General features: G+C 59.8%; 13 protein-coding genes and 2 tRNA genes. 4 read left to right on the forward strand and 11 right to left on the reverse strand.

Annotated features, from left to right (window positions below):
• Window positions 1-14 precede the first annotated feature (14 nt).
• From ACP7C6_RS19980 to rnr, 10 genes are all read right to left on the reverse strand, one after another.
• Window positions 15-473 (reverse strand): hypothetical protein, encoded by a 459-nt coding sequence (locus tag ACP7C6_RS19980; protein ID WP_426109149.1) that lies wholly within the window; start codon window positions 471-473, stop codon window positions 15-17.
• Window positions 470-1,390, reverse strand: a complete 921-nt coding sequence (locus ACP7C6_RS19985; protein ID WP_426109150.1) for an NAD synthetase — start codon at window positions 1,388-1,390, stop codon at window positions 470-472. Before ACP7C6_RS19985 ends, ACP7C6_RS19980 begins: the two co-directional genes overlap by 4 nt.
• A 211-nt stretch (window positions 1,391-1,601) precedes the next feature.
• Window positions 1,602-3,905, reverse strand: a complete 2,304-nt coding sequence (locus tag ACP7C6_RS19990; RefSeq protein ID WP_028615522.1) for a YgiQ family radical SAM protein — start codon at window positions 3,903-3,905, stop codon at window positions 1,602-1,604.
• A gap of 96 nt (window positions 3,906-4,001) precedes the next feature.
• A complete protein-coding gene (gene dnaB / locus ACP7C6_RS19995) occupies window positions 4,002-5,399 on the reverse strand; it encodes a replicative DNA helicase (protein WP_016976916.1) in 1,398 nt (465 codons plus the stop codon).
• Between the two features lie 110 nt (window positions 5,400-5,509).
• A complete protein-coding gene (gene rplI, locus ACP7C6_RS20000; RefSeq protein WP_016976915.1) occupies window positions 5,510-5,956 on the reverse strand; it encodes a 50S ribosomal protein L9 in 447 nt (148 codons plus the stop codon).
• 18 nt (window positions 5,957-5,974) lie between these two features.
• On the reverse strand, window positions 5,975-6,868 hold the full coding sequence (locus ACP7C6_RS20005) for a hypothetical protein (RefSeq protein WP_028615521.1): 894 nt from the start codon (window positions 6,866-6,868) through the stop codon (window positions 5,975-5,977).
• Between the two features lie 36 nt (window positions 6,869-6,904).
• Window positions 6,905-7,135, reverse strand: coding sequence for a 30S ribosomal protein S18 (rpsR, locus tag ACP7C6_RS20010; protein WP_002551829.1), 231 nt, complete (start codon window positions 7,133-7,135; stop codon window positions 6,905-6,907).
• Between the two features lie 28 nt (window positions 7,136-7,163).
• Window positions 7,164-7,586 carry a 30S ribosomal protein S6 gene (gene rpsF / locus ACP7C6_RS20015; RefSeq protein WP_003236224.1) on the reverse strand — a complete coding sequence of 141 codons (423 nt, stop codon included), beginning with the start codon at window positions 7,584-7,586 and terminating at the stop codon, window positions 7,164-7,166.
• Window positions 7,587-7,858: 272 nt separating this feature from the next.
• Window positions 7,859-8,614, reverse strand: a complete 756-nt coding sequence (gene rlmB, locus ACP7C6_RS20020; protein WP_005784248.1) for a 23S rRNA (guanosine(2251)-2'-O)-methyltransferase RlmB — start codon at window positions 8,612-8,614, stop codon at window positions 7,859-7,861.
• A complete protein-coding gene (rnr, locus tag ACP7C6_RS20025; RefSeq protein ID WP_122814978.1) occupies window positions 8,611-11,238 on the reverse strand; it encodes a ribonuclease R in 2,628 nt (875 codons plus the stop codon). The genes rlmB and rnr overlap by 4 nt, the downstream gene beginning before the upstream one ends.
• 225 nt (window positions 11,239-11,463) lie before the next feature.
• Between rnr and ACP7C6_RS20030 the strand changes: the two genes are divergently transcribed.
• From ACP7C6_RS20030 to ACP7C6_RS20045, 4 genes are all read left to right on the forward strand, one after another.
• A tRNA-Leu gene (locus tag ACP7C6_RS20030) sits at window positions 11,464-11,550 on the forward strand.
• Between the two features lie 152 nt (window positions 11,551-11,702).
• Window positions 11,703-11,789: transfer RNA gene (locus ACP7C6_RS20035), tRNA-Leu, on the forward strand.
• A gap of 157 nt (window positions 11,790-11,946) precedes the next feature.
• Window positions 11,947-12,972 carry an extracellular solute-binding protein gene (locus tag ACP7C6_RS20040; protein ID WP_016976911.1) on the forward strand — a complete coding sequence of 342 codons (1,026 nt, stop codon included), beginning with the start codon at window positions 11,947-11,949 and terminating at the stop codon, window positions 12,970-12,972.
• The gene (locus tag ACP7C6_RS20045; RefSeq protein WP_353631893.1) at window positions 12,972-14,537 is read left to right on the forward strand and encodes an ABC transporter permease; all 1,566 of its coding nucleotides are present in this window, start codon (window positions 12,972-12,974) and stop codon (window positions 14,535-14,537) included. The genes ACP7C6_RS20040 and ACP7C6_RS20045 overlap by 1 nt, the downstream gene beginning before the upstream one ends.
• Before the next feature lie 77 nt (window positions 14,538-14,614).
• On the opposite strand, the gene ACP7C6_RS20050 is transcribed toward ACP7C6_RS20045, so the two are convergent.
• Entirely contained in the window at window positions 14,615-16,549 is a 1,935-nt protein-coding gene (locus ACP7C6_RS20050) for a methyl-accepting chemotaxis protein (protein ID WP_028615518.1), read from the reverse strand.
• Window positions 16,550-16,644: the final 95 nt, after the last annotated feature.

Raw genomic sequence — 16,644 nt, forward strand, 5'->3', positions numbered from 1 at the left:
CGACGGCGACTCCTTCACATGCGGCTACTCGACCCAACGGTTGATTTGACAGATTGCCGAATGCGACGGATTCCCACCAGTTTTGCACGCATCTCTCGTTGAACCTTGCTGTTAAGTATCAACAATCCAAGGAACGGGAATAACAGCGCCAACCCATAGAGAACTTTATGAGGCTGGTACTGAAGCATTGGGACGACAAACAGTAGACAGGCGACGTAGATGCCGACCATCACCCACGCCCAGGAGGGGCGGCCCCGCAAAATCATAAAGTTGCTATGGACCGTCAACAGAATGAGCAGCGCCCCGGCAGACATGATCTTGAGCCCCACTTGAGCAATGGGCGCATCACGAAAATAGGTGATAAACGCCAGCGCCACAGCCAACGCCAAAGAAAAACACGCAGCAAATACGCCGCCCATAAACGTCAGAAAGTATTGCCTGAAAAAGTCGCGTAGCGTCATTAACTCGTTCATTCGCTTACCTCCTCGTAGAGTCCAATCGCGATGGTATTGACGTTTCCGGAGTACGCACTCCCGCCAAATCCAATGGTTGCGCCGAGGACGTCTTTGATCTGGGTAGTGGTGCTGTGCTTGAGCTGCGTAGGGGTGAAACGCTTGGTGAGTTCGCCCGACGCCTGCCTCAATTTGATCATCTTCGCGGTCAAGCTGGGATGGTTGATGCTCAGCAGCTCTTTCGTCAGCTTGGCTCTTTCCTGGCGATTCAAACCGCGAAGCACATCACGCAGGCTCTTGCCCGTCGATGCTTTGGCGGCCCTGACCAGCTTGACCGTCGTCAGGGCCGAAGCGCCCACACCTGCCAGTGATACGGCGTCCAGCACGATGGACGCATTCTGGTACCAGCCTTCACTGTCGAGCGAATCCTTGACCTCAGGTTTGGCGACTTCCAGCGCTGTTCGGGCAATGCCGTTAAAGCACTGAAGCGTACTCGCGCCGGCAGCCGCATACCCCACTACAACGATGACGGAACTGGCGCCAGCGCTGAAAGGCACCAGAATGGTTCCACTGGCAATCGCAGCCCAACTGATGACCGCCCCCAAGCAGGAGACTCCGGTATTCACGGCTTCGCCAATCAGTCGCGACTCTCGAGGATTGCTCACGACATGTTGAGCAAACTGCGTTGGCGCAATGTACTTCTGCGCTTCACGCAAAATGATGCGCTTAGGCTTGATGCTGCAGATGGGCTTGAATTCGCGCAGGGTAATGATGTTGAAGTCAGCGTCGATGTATACGACGCCTGCGCCGACAATCCCGGGATCGGCGTCGATAGCTGCGAACAGGCGCGGCAGGTTGATCTGGCTTTCAATACGCTGGCGCGCCATGAACTGCGAGCGGTTGGAGTCCATGCCGATGCCGGCCAGGGGGTTGCCCATGGGGTGTTCTTCCTTGAAATGGGTGGTGACTGAACTGACGCCTTCGCGAGCAAGCCCGCTCCCACATTTTGATTTGCGAATACATTCAAGTGTGGGAGCGGGCTTGCTCGCGAAGGCGATTTAATGGTCGCCACCTTAACAAACAGGCTCGCCACCGAATAGAAAGCAAAACGCCAGCACAAGGCTGGCGTTTTACATGTTCAGGCTGCGATCAACGCGGCACTACCGGCTTGCGCGCAGGCTTGCCGCCCTTGCCCTTGGCCGCATCGGCGCGCTCCTTGGCGGCCTGCTTGTTACGCGCCTGGGCCGCGGCCTTGGCTTGCTCACGCTTGTCCCACGGGTTGCTGCCGTCGCTGCCACGCGGCGGCAGTCCGGTGTGCTGGGTGAGGATCTTCGTGGTGGTTTCCTTCGCGACCTTATGGCTGCCGGCCGGCGTCGAGTTCTTGCGACGCGCGCTCTGGTAGCTGTCGGTGCTCGGCTGGTGCAGCGGGATCAGTTGGTCCTTGCCTGGCCCGATCAAGTCGGCACGGCCCATGCGGGTCAGTGCTTCACGCAGCATTGGCCAGCCTTTCGGGTCGTGGTAACGCAGGAACGCCTTGTGCAGACGGCGCTGCTCTTCGCTCTTGACGATGGTCACTGCATCGCTCTTGTAGGTGACCTTGCGCAGCGGGTTCTTGCCCGAGTGGTACATCGCGGTGGCGGTGGCCATCGGCGACGGGTAGAACGCCTGCACCTGGTCGGCGCGGAAGCCGTTGCCCTTGAGCCACAGGGCCAGGTTCATCATGTCTTCATCGGTGGTGCCCGGGTGGGCGGCAATGAAGTAAGGAATCAGGTACTGCTCCTTGCCCGCTTCCTTGGTGTACTTCTCGAACATGCGCTTGAACTTGTCATAGCTGCCAATGCCCGGTTTCATCATCTGGTTGAGCGGACCTTCCTCGGTGTGTTCCGGGGCGATCTTGAGGTAGCCACCGACGTGGTGGGTCACCAGCTCTTTGACATATTCCGGCGATTCGACGGCCAGGTCATAGCGCAGGCCGGAAGCGATCAGGATCTTCTTCACACCCGGCAATGCACGCGCGCTGCGATACAGCTGGATCAACGACGAGTGATCAGTGTTCAGGTTCGGGCAGATACCGGGGAATACGCACGATGGCTTGCGGCACGCAGATTCGATTTCCGGGCTCTTGCAGGCGATGCGGTACATGTTCGCGGTCGGGCCGCCGAGGTCGGAGATCACGCCGGTAAAGCCCGGCACTTTGTCGCGGATCTCTTCGATCTCGCGGATGATCGACTCTTCGGAACGGTTCTGGATGATGCGCCCTTCGTGCTCGGTGATCGAGCAGAAGGTGCAGCCACCAAAGCAGCCACGCATGATGTTCACCGAGAAACGGATCATGTCGTAGGCCGGAATTTTTTCCTTGCCATACGCCGGGTGCGGGACACGGGCGTAAGGCATGCCGAACACGTAGTCCATTTCTTCGGTAGTCATCGGAATGGGCGGCGGGTTGAACCACACGTCCACCTCACCGTGCTTCTGCACCAGGGCACGGGCGTTGCCTGGGTTGGTTTCCAGGTGCAACACGCGGTTGGCGTGGGCGTAGAGCACGGCGTCGCCACGGACCTTCTCTACCGAAGGCAGACGGATCACGGTCTTGTCGCGGGTCATGCGCGGGCTGGCCAGGATCTGGACGACCTTGGCTTCTTCCGGGTCATCCACCGGCCCCTTCTCTTGCTCGATAGCGCAAGCCTGGGTGTCTTGAGTGTTGACGTACGGGTTGATGATCTTGTCGATCTTGCCTGGACGGTCGATACGCGTGGAGTCCACTTCGTACCAGCCCACCGGCGTGTCGCGGCGAATGAACGCGGTGCCGCGCACGTCAGTGATGTCTTCGATCTTGTGGCCCCACGACAGGCGCTGGGCGACTTCGACAATCGCACGCTCGGCGTTGCCGTACAGCAGGATATCGGCGGTAGCGTCGATCAGGATCGAGTTACGCACGCGGTCCTGCCAGTAGTCGTAGTGGGCGATGCGGCGCAGGGAGGCTTCGATGCCGCCAAGTACGATCGGCACGTTCTTATAGGCTTCCTTGCAACGCTGGCTGTACACCAGGCTCGCGCGGTCCGGGCGTTTGCCGGCCATGCCGCCGGGGGTGTAGGCGTCGTCGGAACGGATTTTCTTGTCGGCGGTGTAGCGGTTGATCATCGAATCCATGTTGCCGGCCGCGACGCCGAAGAACAGGTTCGGCTCGCCGAGCTTCATGAAGTCGTCTTTGGACTGCCAGTTCGGCTGGGCAATGATCCCGACGCGGAAGCCCTGGGACTCCAGCAGCCGGCCGATGATCGCCATGCCGAACGACGGATGGTCAACATACGCATCACCGGTGACGATGATGATGTCGCAGGAATCCCAGCCAAGCTGATCCATCTCCTCCCTGCTCATCGGCAGGAATGGCGCGGGACCGAAACATTCGGCCCAGTACTTGGGATAGTCAAATAACGGCTTGGCTGTTTGCATGACGGTGACCGGTGTTGAGATGGAAAATCGCGGGCGCGGAATATAGCACAAATTTTGACCAATTCCGACGGTAATGGTCGGAATTGAGCAGACGAGTTATTCGTCGTCGTCGAAGTTGTAGCTGCCTGGCGCGAGGTTTTCGAAGCGGGTGTACTTGCCGATAAACGCCAGGCGGATAAAACCGATCGGCCCGTTCCGCTGCTTGCCGATGATGATCTCGGCGATGCCTTTGTGCTCGGTCTCGGGGTGGTATACCTCGTCGCGGTACACGAACATGATCACGTCGGCGTCCTGCTCGATCGCACCCGATTCCCGCAAGTCGGAGTTCACCGGGCGCTTGTTGGGACGTTGTTCCAGGGAACGGTTGAGCTGGGACAGCGCCACCACCGGGCAGTTGAATTCCTTGGCCAGGGCTTTCAAGGACCGGGAAATCTCGGAAATCTCGTTGGTCCGGCTGTCACCGCTGGAACCCGGGATCTGCATCAACTGCAGGTAGTCGATCATGATCAAGGCAATATCGCCGTGTTCACGCACCAGGCGGCGGGTGCGTGCACGCATCTCCGAGGGGCTGATGCCCGCAGTGTCGTCGATGAACAGCTTGCGGTCATTGAGCAGGTTGACCGCCGAGGTCAGCCGCGGCCAGTCGTCATCTTCCAGCTGGCCGGAACGCACCTTGGTCTGGTCGATACGGCCTAGGGACGAGAGCATCCGCATGATCAGCGATTCACCGGGCATCTCCAGGGAGTACACCAGGACGGTCTTGTCGCTGCGCAACACGGCGTTTTCGACCAGGTTCATCGCGAAGGTGGTCTTACCCATGGAGGGACGACCGGCGACGATGATCAAGTCGGACGGCTGCAGGCCGCTGGTCTTCTCGTCGAGGTCGGCATAGCCGGTGGAAATACCGGTGATGGCCGCGTCGGTGTTGAACAGCGTGTCGATACGGTCGATGGCCTTGGTCAACAGCTCGTTGACGCCTACCGGGCCGCCGGTTTTCGGGCGGGCCTCGGCGATCTGGAAGATCTGGCGTTCGGCTTCGTCGAGGATCTCTTCGGCGGTACGCCCTTCCGGGTTGAAGGCGCTGTCGGCGATCTCGGTGCTGATACCGATCAGTTGGCGCAGCGTGGCCCGCTGGCGAACAATCTGGGCATAGGCCTTGATGTTGGCGACGGACGGCGTGTTCTTCGCCAGTTCACCAAGGTAGCCGAGGCCGCCGACCTGGGAGGTCTGGCCTTCCTTGTCTAGCTGCTCGGCCAGGGTCACCACGTCGATCGGTGAGTTCTGGTCGGCCAGCTTGGCGATGGCACGGAAGATCAGGCGGTGGTCATGGCGATAGAAGTCACCGTCCGAGACTTGATCCAGCACGCGTTCCCAGGCGTTGTTGTCCAGCATCAAACCACCGAGCACAGCCTGTTCGGCCTCGATGGAATGCGGCGGCACCTTCAGGGCAGCGGTTTGCAGATCGTATTGCTCAGGAGCTGAAATATCGTTCATGGCCACTTGGAATTTGGGGTGTGTAGAAAAACAAAAGGCACGACCTGTAAACAGGATCGTGCCCGATGTTAACTGGCTGACACGCGAGGTGCCAGTCAGTTAGGTGCTGCTTAAGCTGCTACCACGATAACGCGTACGGTGGCTTCAACTTCGGCGTGCAGGTGCACGGCTACGTCGAATTCACCTACGTTACGGATGGTGCCGTTCGGCAGACGAACTTCGCTCTTCTGCACTTCAACGCCGGAGGCGGTCAGTGCATCAGCGATGTCGTGCGTGCCGATCGAACCGAACAGCTTGCCTTCGTCACCGGCGGTGGCAGTGATAGTCACTTCCAGCTCAGCCAGTTGGGCAGCGCGAGTTTCGGCCGAAGCTTTTTTGTCTGCTGCTGCTTGTTCCAGCTCAGCACGACGCTCTTCAAACGCAGCCAGGTTGGCAGCGGTTGCAGCGGTGGCTTTGCCGTATGGCAGCAGGTAGTTACGACCGTAACCGGCCTTAACGTTCACTTTGTCGCCCAGGTTGCCCAGGTTGGCGACTTTTTCCAGAAGGATCAGTTGCATGTGAAAATCCTCTAACTTTTAACCTTCACCGTTCGCGTTATCGGCGTCTTTCGGCGCCAGACGACCGCGAAAATCAATCAGGCCGTCGACAATGGCCAAAACCACGAGTAACGGATAGATCAGTTGCATGAACACCAGCATCGTTACGTACATCCCCACCAGCCAGAACTTGGCCAGGCGCTTCTGCGCGACCAGCCCATGAATCAGGGCCAGTCCGGAAAACACCAGCGGTACGCTGCAAAACAGCATCAGCAAGGTGGCTTGTGAACCGAAGTACGGTCCGACCACCATGAGTGCCAGCAGCAACATCGCCGGGCCCACGGGGATTCTGATACTGCGAAATTCGCGACCAAAACCACCCGGGTTGTACAACAACGCCTGCCAATAACGCCCAAGCATCAGGCTCAGCAAACTGACGATCTGCATCATTACCGCCATCAGGCCGATCAGGGCCGGTGCAATCAGCGTTGCCAGTCGCGCTCGCTCTTCTACCGACAGCTGTTGGTAGAGTTCCCCGAGGGCCATCGGCAGGATCTTGACGATCTCTTGCGACAGCGCCTCGATCTGCGGGCGGAAAGCCGCGTCAATCAACACCGAAAACACCAACCCCAACGCCACGCTGACCAGCAGCGTGCGGACCCAGGACTCACTTGCGCGCAAAACCAACGCAAGGCTCGACGACCCCAGCAGCACCAGAAGCACTTTGGGTTCGCCCAGTTGCAACCACCAGATCAAGGCGGCTACGACTCCCAGGGCCAGGATGCCAACGGCATCCTGCAAACCGCGCCGCAGAAGCACAAGGCATCCAGCGGCAGCAGCCAACCAATACAACAACGGCAATGCTGCACATCCAGCCACTACCAGAGTGGCCTGCACACGACCGCGCATGATGAACTCAGCTAAGGCGCGCATGCATTCAATCCCTTACTACTTGTCGACTGCCCGGTCTCAGCGGCCGTGGCTGTCGGTGTAGGCCAGCAGGGCCAGGAAGCGGGCGCGCTTGATAGCGGTGGCCAGCTGACGCTGATAACGTGCTTTGGTACCGGTGATACGGCTTGGAACGATTTTGCCGGTCTCGGATACGTAGGCTTTCAGAGTGTTGAGATCTTTGTAATCGATCTCTTTCACGTCTTCAGCGGTGAAGCGGCAGAATTTACGACGACGGAAGAAACGTGCCATTTGATAGGCTCCTTAAAAGGTCCGTGGATTACTCGTCAGCGTTATCGCTGTTGTCGCTGTCATCACTATCAGCGCTATCAGCGCCTTCGTGCTCAGGACGGTCGCGACGCTCACGGCGCTCACTGCGGTTTTCTTCAGCCTTGAGCATCTCGGATTGGCCGGTAACGGCTTCTTCGCGACGGATGACCAGGTTACGGATCACAGCATCGTTGTAGCGGAAGTTGTCTTCCAGCTCGGCCAGGGCCTTGCCAGTGCACTCAACGTTCAGCATCACGTAGTGAGCCTTGTGAACATTGTTGATTGCGTAGGCCAGTTGACGACGGCCCCAATCTTCCAGACGGTGGATTTTGCCGCCGTCTTCTTCGATCAGCTTGGTGTAACGCTCAACCATGCCGCCGACTTGCTCGCTTTGATCCGGGTGGACCAAAAAGATGATTTCGTAATGACGCATGAATGCTCCTTACGGGTTGTAGCCTGCCGCTCAAAAACGGTCAGACAAGGAGTGAATGACACTTATGGATCTTGCCGCAGGGAGGCACATCGGTGCCTGCCAGGAAGGCAAGGGGCGCAATTGTAGAGAAGGGGGAGGAAGCGTGCAAGGTGGATTGGTGATTATTTGAACAACCTCCCAAACACCACAAACCAATTGTAGGAGCCGGCTTGCCAGCGATGGCGTCCGGAAGATCGCTATCGCCGGCAAGCCGGCTCCTACAGTCGAGAGGTTTACTTCTTGGTCTTGGCCTTGGCGCCACGCTGACGCTGGGCTTCAAACAGGCACACGCCGGTGGCAACCGACACGTTGAGGCTGCTGACGCTACCGGCCATCGGCAGATGTACCAGGTAATCGCAATGTTCGCGGGTCAGGCGACGCATACCTTTGCCTTCGGCGCCCATGATCAGGATGGTCGGGCCGGTGAGGTCCTGGTCATAAATGCTGACCTCGGCCTCGCCTGCCGTACCCACCACCCACAGACCACGCTGCTGGAGTTTCTCCAGGGTGCGCGCCAAGTTGGTCACGGCCACCAGCGGAATCACTTCCGCCGCGCCACAGGCGACTTTACGCACGACCGGCGTCAAGGTCGCGGACTTATCTTTAGGCACGATCACCGCCAGCGCGCCGGCAGCGTCAGCCGAACGCAGGCAAGCGCCGAGGTTGTGCGGATCGGTCACGCCGTCCAGCACCAGCAGCAACGGCGCACCTTCGGTACGGTCGAGCAGCTCGTCGAGCATCGCTTCGCCCCAAACTTGGCTCGGGCTGACGTCCGCGACCACGCCCTGGTGCACGCCTTCGACCCACACGTCCATTTCGCGACGCTCGGCCTGGCCGATGGCAACCTTGTTTTGGGTCGCCAGTTCAACCAGCGCCTGTACGCGCGGCTCGCTGCGGCCTTCGGCCAGCCACACTTGCTTGACGCGTTTCGGGTGGTGACGCAGCAGTGCTTCTACGGCGTGGACGCCGTAGATTTTTTCCAGACTCATGACTTGGCCTTAGGTTTGCGCGACCCGCCGCTCTTGGCAGGGCCCGAACCCGCTTTTGGCGGGCCTTTACGGTGTTTACTTGGTTTGCTCGACGGCTTTTCCGCCCCGTGGGACTTTCCCCCAGACGCCGCTTTACCACCGCTTTTGGCTTCGTTGAGCAACTGCTGCTTCAACTCGCGGCTCTTGCGCAGCTCGGCGTTTTTCGCCGCAGCGTCGCTTGGGCGGTAGGCTTCAGGGGCCTTTTCCTTGGTTGTCGAGCGACGGCCAGTTTTGGCTGGCGCAGGCTCGGCGGTCGCTGCTTTCGCAGGCGCGGCTTTGCCTTTGCCGGCAGGTTCGCTGCCACGTTTTTTACGGCTGCCCGGCGATTCGGCTGGCTTGTCGGACATGCCGAAGTCGATCTTGCGCTCGTCGAGATCGACGCGCATGACCTGCACTTCCACGGTATCGCCCAAACGGAAGCTGCGACCGGTGCGCTCGCCCGCCAGGCGGTGGTGCACAGGGTCGAAGTGGTAGTAGTCACCCGGCAAGGCGGTGACGTGCACCAGGCCTTCGACGTAGATGTCGGTCAATTCGACAAACAGGCCAAAACCGGTCACGGCAGTGATCACGCCAGGGAAAGTCTCGCCTACGCGATCCTTCATGAACTCGCACTTGAGCCAGTTCACCACGTCACGCGTGGCTTCGTCGGCACGGCGCTCGCTCATGGAGCACTGCTCGCCCAGCTGTTCCAAGGCCGCTTCGTCGTACGGATAGATCCGTGCTTTCGGAATGGTCATGGCACCGGCGCGCTTGACGTGCGGGGTGTTCTGCTTGGAGTGGATCACGCTGCGGATTGCGCGGTGCGTGAGCAGGTCCGGGTAACGACGGATCGGCGAGGTGAAGTGGGTGTAAGCCTCGTAATTAAGACCGAAGTGGCCCTGATTGTCGGCGCTGTACACCGCCTGGCTCAATGAGCGCAGCATGACGGTCTGGATCACGTGGTAATCCGGACGGTCCTTGATGCTAGCGAGCAGCGCCTGATAGTCCTTCGGCGTCGGGCCGTCCTTGCCTTTGTGCAGGGACAGGCCGAGCTCGCCGAGGAAGGCGCGCAGTTTTTCCAGACGCTCCGGCGGCGGGCCATCGTGAACGCGATAAAGCGCAGGAATCTCATGCTTCTTCAGGAATTCCGCGGTAGCCACGTTGGCCGCCAGCATGCATTCCTCGATCAGTTTGTGCGCATCGTTACGCGTGGTCGGGGTGATCGCAGCGATCTTGCGCTCGGAACCAAAGACAATCCGGGTTTCCTGGGTTTCAAAATCGATAGCGCCACGCACGTGACGAGCGCCCAGCAACACCTTGTATAGCGCATAAAGCTGCTTGAGGTGCGGCACCACGCCAGCGTATTCAGTACGCAGGGCCTTGGCTTCGCTGGTCTTCGGCGCTTCCAGGATAGTGCTGACCTTGTTGTAGGTCAGGCGCGCCTGGGAGTGGATCACCGCTTCGTAGAACTGGTAGTCGGTCATTTCGCCGGTTTTCGAGATGGTCATCTCGCACACCATGGCCAAACGGTCGACTTTCGGGTTCAGGGAGCACAGGCCGTTGGACAGCTGCTCAGGCAGCATCGGGATCACGCGCTCCGGGAAGTACACAGAGTTGCCGCGCACTTGGGCCTCGTTATCCAGGGCCGAACCGATCTTCACGTAGCTGGATACGTCGGCAATCGCGACGAACAACTTCCAGCCACCGGAGAACAGGCGCAGCTTGCCCGGCTTGGCTTCGCAGTAGACCGCATCGTCGAAGTCGCGGGCATCTTCGCCGTCAATGGTGACGAACGGCAGATGGCGCAGGTCGATGCGTTTTTCTTTGTCTTTCTCTTCCACTTCAGGCTTGAGCTTGCCGGCTTCTTTGAGCACAGCTTCAGGCCAGACGTGAGGAATATCGTAGGTGCGCAACGCAACGTCGATTTCCATGCCCGGCGCCATGTAGTTGCCGACCACTTCAACGATATCGCCCTGGGGCTGGAAGCGCGCCGTTGGCCAGTGAGTGATCTTCACCTCGACGAACTGGCCGACCTTGGCGGCGCCATTGCGGCCCGGGGTGATCAGCACTTCCTGCTGGACCTTCGGGTTATCCGGCACGACAAAGCCAATGCCGCCTTCCTCGAAGTAACGGCCGACGATGGACTCATGGGCACGGGACACCACTTCGACGATCACGCCTTCACGGCGACCGCGACGGTCCAGGCCGGAAACGCGCGCCAGGGCACGATCGCCATCGAACACCAGGCGCATTTGCGCCGGGCTCATGAACAGGTCATCGCTGCCGTCGTCCGGGATCAGGAAGCCGAAACCGTCACGATGGCCGGCAATGCGGCCCAGGATCAGGTCGAGCTTATCCACAGGCGCGTAAGTGCCACGGCGGGTGTAGATCAGTTGAGCATCACGCTCCATGGCACGCAAACGGCGGCGCAGGGCTTCGAGTTGGTCTTCGGTGGTCAGACCGAACTCTTCAACCAACTGCTCGCGGCTAGCAGGCGAACCCCGATCAGCGAGGTGCGCCAGGATCAGTTCGCGGCTAGGAATAGGGTTTTCATATTTTTCCGCTTCACGAGCGGCCTCGGGATCGAGGGACTGCCAATCGGCCATTAGAGAGTTTTCACCTTGTCTATATGCGGGTTAGTTTGGCATACGCGTATTGAAACGGGAAATTTCAGACGCCAACAAGCCTTTTAAAGCCCTTTGCAGCCCCCGGCGGACACCTTGCACGACCATTGGCGAAATTTTCCAGGCTTTTTTCATGGCAGGGCTTTACAGCTTAAAATCCCCTCCGTATAGTGCGCGCCATCGACGACGGCAACGTTGTCTGATAATGCCCAGGTGGTGAAATTGGTAGACACGCCAGCTTCAGGTGCTGGTGATCGCAAGGTCGTGGAAGTTCGAGTCTTCTCCTGGGCACCAAATTCAGATCAAACCCGCGAAAGCGGGTTTTTTCGTTTCAGGCCTTTGATTTTTAACGGAAAACTTGATTTATTTTTTCTAATCAGGGGTTTACAGATCAAAAAGCCCTCCGTATAGTTCGTCCCATCAACAGCGCAAGCGCTGCTGATAATGCCCAGGTGGTGAAATTGGTAGACACGCCAGCTTCAGGTGCTGGTGATCGCAAGGTCGTGGAAGTTCGAGTCTTCTCCTGGGCACCAAATTCAGATCAAACCCGCGAAAGCGGGTTTTTTCGTTTCCAGGGTTTGAAAAACCTGACCTGAATCTTTCCCAGCGATTTGCCCCTCGCCCGCACCTGAGAAACTTTATCGTTTATCCTTGTAAGTATTTGTTGCATACAAGTGAGGAACAACCCGGATGATGATCCGCGATACCCATCTCAAGACATCCCTTCTGCGCGGCCTGACCATCACTCTGCTCGGCCTGACCCTGCTCTCGCCCACCGCCTACTCCGCCGACAAGGTTTCCCTGACCCTGTACAACGGCCAGCATAAAGAAGTCGGCGATGAACTGGCCAAGGCCTTCGAAGCCAAGACCGGTATTCACGTCAACGTGCGCAAAGGCAGCAGCAACCAGCTCGCAAGCCAAGTCGTGGAAGAAGGCGACCGCTCGCCTGCCGACGTGATCTACACCGAAGAATCGCCACCATTGAACAAACTCGGCGAACAAGGCCTGCTGGCCAAGATCGACGCCAGCACCCTCGACGTATTGCCCAAGGATTATGTCGGCGCCAATGGCGACTGGATGGGCGTGACTGCGCGCACCCGCGTCGTGGCGTTCAATCCGAAATTGATCGCGGAAAAAGACCTGCCGAAATCGGTGCTGGATTTTGCCGGCCCCGAATGGCAAGGCAAGGTCGGCTTCGTACCTACCAGCGGCGCCTTCCAGGAGCAGGCCGTGGCGATCATCAAGCTGCACGGGCGTGAAGCCGCCGAAGAATGGCTGACCGGCCTGCGTGCCTTCGGCAAGGTCTACAGCAACAACATGGTCGCCCTCAAAGCCGTTGAAAATGGCGAAGTGGCTACCGTGCTGGTGAACAACTACTACTGGTTCGCCCTGAAGAAAGAAAAAACCAACCTGGACTCCCAACTGCATTACTTCACCGATGGCGATGCCGGTGGCTTGATCACCGTATCTTCGGCGGCGGCGCTGAAATCCAGCAAGCATCCGAAAGAAGCCCAGCAACTGCTGGCGTTCATGGCCAGTGAAGAGGGCCAGCGCGTCATCACCAACACCTCGGCTGAATACCCGCTGCGTAAAGGCATGGAATCCAGCCGTGGTCTCAAGCCGTTCAGCGAGCTGCAACCGCCGAAAGTCACCCCTGCGGACCTTGGCAACGCCGAAGAAGCCCTGGACCTGGAACGCGATGTTGGCTTGAACTGATGAACCCATCGCTACCCGCCCCCGCCCTGCGCGGGGGTTTCAGCCCAAGGCGCAAGCGCCCGTCGATCTGGCTGTTGCTGCCCGTACTGTTGCTGGTCGGCTTGAGCTTGCTGCCGCTGGCCTATGTCGGGCTCAAGGCGTGGCAAGCCGGTTGGGCGGAGGCGGTGCACCTGCTGTGGCGGCCATATGTGTTCGGGTTGCTGCGCAATACCTTGGCGCTGATGATCGGGGTGACGCTGACGTGTGGCGTGATCGGCCTGTCCCTGGCCTGGCTGCTGGAGCGCAGCAATCTGCCGGGACGACGTATCTGGGGCGTGATCCTGTGCCTGCCGTTTGCGGTGCCGGCGTTTGTCAGCAGCTTTACCTGGGTATCGCTGAGCGCCAGTTTCGAAGGGCTTGGCGGGGCCATCCTGGTGATGAGCCTGTCGAAATACCCGCTGGTGTTTCTGCCGGTGGCAGCGACCCTGCGCAATCTTGACCCGTCCCTGGAAGAGTCGGCCCGCACCCTCGGACTGAATCGCTGGGGCGTGTTCTTTCGCATCACCTTGCCGCTGCTGTGGCCTTCACTGCTGGCCGGAGCATTGTTGATTGCGCTGCATATGCTGGTGGAGTTTGGCGCGCTGTCGATCATCGGTTTGCAGACCTTTACCACCGCGATCTACCAACAGTTCGAGCTTGAGTTCAGCAACGCGAATGCCGCTATGCTCTCGGCAGTGCTGCTGGTGATGTGCCTGACATTGCTGTGGCTGGAGTTGCGCGTGCGCGGCAAGGGCCGGCATGTGCGTATCGGCCAGGGCGCGGCGCGGCATGCGGAGCAGGTTCGACTGGGGAAGTGGACGCCATTGGGTCAGGTTTATTGCCTGGCGCTTGCGATCATCGGCAGCGGGATTCCGCTGGGAATGCTCGGTTATTGGTTGGCAGTGGGATCTTCTGCTGCCTTCCCAGTAGCAGAGATCGGTGAAGCGTTGCTGTCCTCGCTCGCGCTGTCCCTCGGAGGCGCCGCGCTTTGCCTGGTGCTGGCGGTGCCGGTCGGTCTGCTGGTGGTACGCTACAAAGGCCAACTGGCAATCTGGGCCGAACGCCTGCCGTACCTGCTGCACGCACTGCCCGGCTTGGTGATTGCGCTGACCCTGGTGTATTTCGCCCTGCACTACGTGCCGGCGCTGTACCAGACGTCAGCGTTGTTGTTGATTGCTTACGCGCTGTTGTTTCTGCCGCTGGCTCAGGCGCCGATTCGCACCGCGCTGAACAAGGCAGCGCCGCAGCTTGAAGAAGCTGCGCGCACGCTGGGGGCTTCGTCGTTCAGTGCGTTTTGTCGGGTCACCTTACCGATTATTTTCCCGGCGCTCGGCGCTGCATTTGCATTGGTATTCCTGGATGCGATGAAGGAATTGACCGCGACGTTGCTGCTTAGCCCGACAGGGTTGAATACATTGGCGACGGCGGTGTGGGCGCATACCTCGAATGTAGAGTTTGCGGCGGCGGCGCCTTATGCGGCGCTGTTAATTCTAGTGTCGGGGTTGCCAGTGTATTTGCTCACGACTCGGATGTATCTGAGTCGCTAGGACATCATCGCCGGCAAGCCGGCTCCTACAAGGGTTGCGCATAACCTGCAGGAGCTGGCTTGTCAGCGATGAGGCCACTAAGCCCTGAACTGCCCCAGGCTCGCCTTCAACTGCGCCGCCAACCCATCCAGCACCTTGCCACTGGCGGTGGTCTCAACCACCGCCTGGGCGGCACGTTCGGCCTGAGCATGGATTACCTCGACCCGCCCACGCACCGCATGGGCACCCTGGGCCTGATGCTCAGCCGCGCGCGTCGCCAAGCCAATCGCCGCATGCACTTGCTCCACCGAGGCCTGCACCGTCTGTTGCAGGCGCACGCTGTCGCGCAACACCAGCAAACCTTCACTGGCCTGGCGCCCGGCCTTGCCGATGGTTTCCACCGCCTCCCGCGCGCCTTGCTGCAGCGCCACGATATGCGCCTGAATATCGCCCGTGGAGCTTTGCGTCTTGCTGGCCAGCGCACGCACTTCATCCGCCACCACCGCAAAGCCGCGACCGGTCTCACCAGCACGCGCCGCCTCGATGGCCGCGTTGAGCGCCAACAGATTGGTCTGCTCGGCGATGCCGTGAATCACGGTCAGCACCACCTCGATCTGCTGGCTTTGCTGGGCCAGGCGCTCGATGACCGTGGAGCCCGCTTGTACTTGGCCCGCCAGCGCCTCGATCAAACTGCCGACCTCAGCCGAGGTCCGCGAGTTCTCATCCGTGGCCTGGCGAATATCCACCACCTGCTGCAACGCCGCCTGCATCGCATGGCTCTCGGCCTGCGCTTCGTCGGCCATCTGCGACAGTGCGCGCAAGCTCTCGGCCACTTCATCGCGCTGTAAACCGGCCGCAGCGTCAGCACCGGCATTGCGCAAGGTCATGGCGCCGATTTCCACGCCAGTACGCTGGGCTACATCCCCCGCCTCGCGCACGATGGGCTGCAACTTATCCACAAAGCGATTGACCGCCGAAGCCATGTCGCCGATTTCATCCTTGCTGCTGATTTGCACACGCTTGGTGAGATCACCCTCACCCGCCGCCAAGTCGTCCATGGCCGCGATCAGCAGCTTCAGGCGATTGACCACGCGGCGCCCGAGCACGATGGCGATCAACAGCAACACGCCCAGACCGACCAGCGCCAGGCCCATGCCGATGCGCCAGCGCAAGGTGCCGGCAGCGTCCTGGACGGCGCTGGTGGTGTTGGCGGTCATCTGTGTAGCGGTGGCTTGCGCGGATTGCAGGCGCGCGCCCATGGCGGCAGCGCTATCGGCCGCTGCGCCCTTGAGGCTGTCGCCCACCAACTGGTCACCGCTGGCGATCAGTGCGGCGAAGCGCTTATCCAGCGCGGCCAGATCAGCCTCCACTGCGGTCGTGGAAACCCCCATGCGCACCTTACCGATCTCCACGCCGTTGGGGCTGATGGACGCTTCAACATAAAACACCGAAGGGTCATCTTTCGCCGCATCCAACACTTTATCCAGGGCGCGGTCACCCTTGCCTTTTTCCAACAGCGCCTGGTTAATCGGGTTTTCACGGTTGAGGTAGCGGGTCAGATGCTCACCCGCCGCGTCGTCGTAGACCACGAACAGCACGTTGGGGTTGCGCTGGGCACGCCGGGCGAACTCCGACAGCGTCGGCACGTCGCTGTCCCACATAGCACGGGGCGCCACCGAGGCCAGCAGTTGCGCCATGTCATTGGCAGAGTCTTTCAGGTCCTTTTCCAGGGTCGCACGCAGTTGCTTCTGCTCTTCCTGCAGGCGGGTTGAAAGCCCCGCGGTCAGACGCTGACGGGTACTCGTCGACAAGCTGTCCAGGCTGGACGTGACTTCTTTACCGGCCTGGGCCAATTCACCCGACAGTTTCTGGCTATCGATACCCAGGCGATTACCCAAATCAGCTTCCAACGCTGTGACGGTGCTTCGCGTCAGGGCGACGGCAACCAGCACTTGCACCAAAAGGGCGATACCTAGGGTAACGAACACCGGCCGCAACAGACGGCTTTGTAACAATGAGAGAACGGCAGACATCGGGAATCCCTCCACCACGGGTGCCATTAATTTGATAGCACCGCGAAAGAAAGAACCAAAGCAAGGGTCGTGCCGCCCAGGCGACAGAAACGACA

The sequence above is a fragment of the Pseudomonas sp. TWR1-1-4 genome (assembly GCF_049897165.1).
GTDB classification, from domain to species: domain Bacteria; phylum Pseudomonadota; class Gammaproteobacteria; order Pseudomonadales; family Pseudomonadaceae; genus Aquipseudomonas; species Aquipseudomonas canadensis.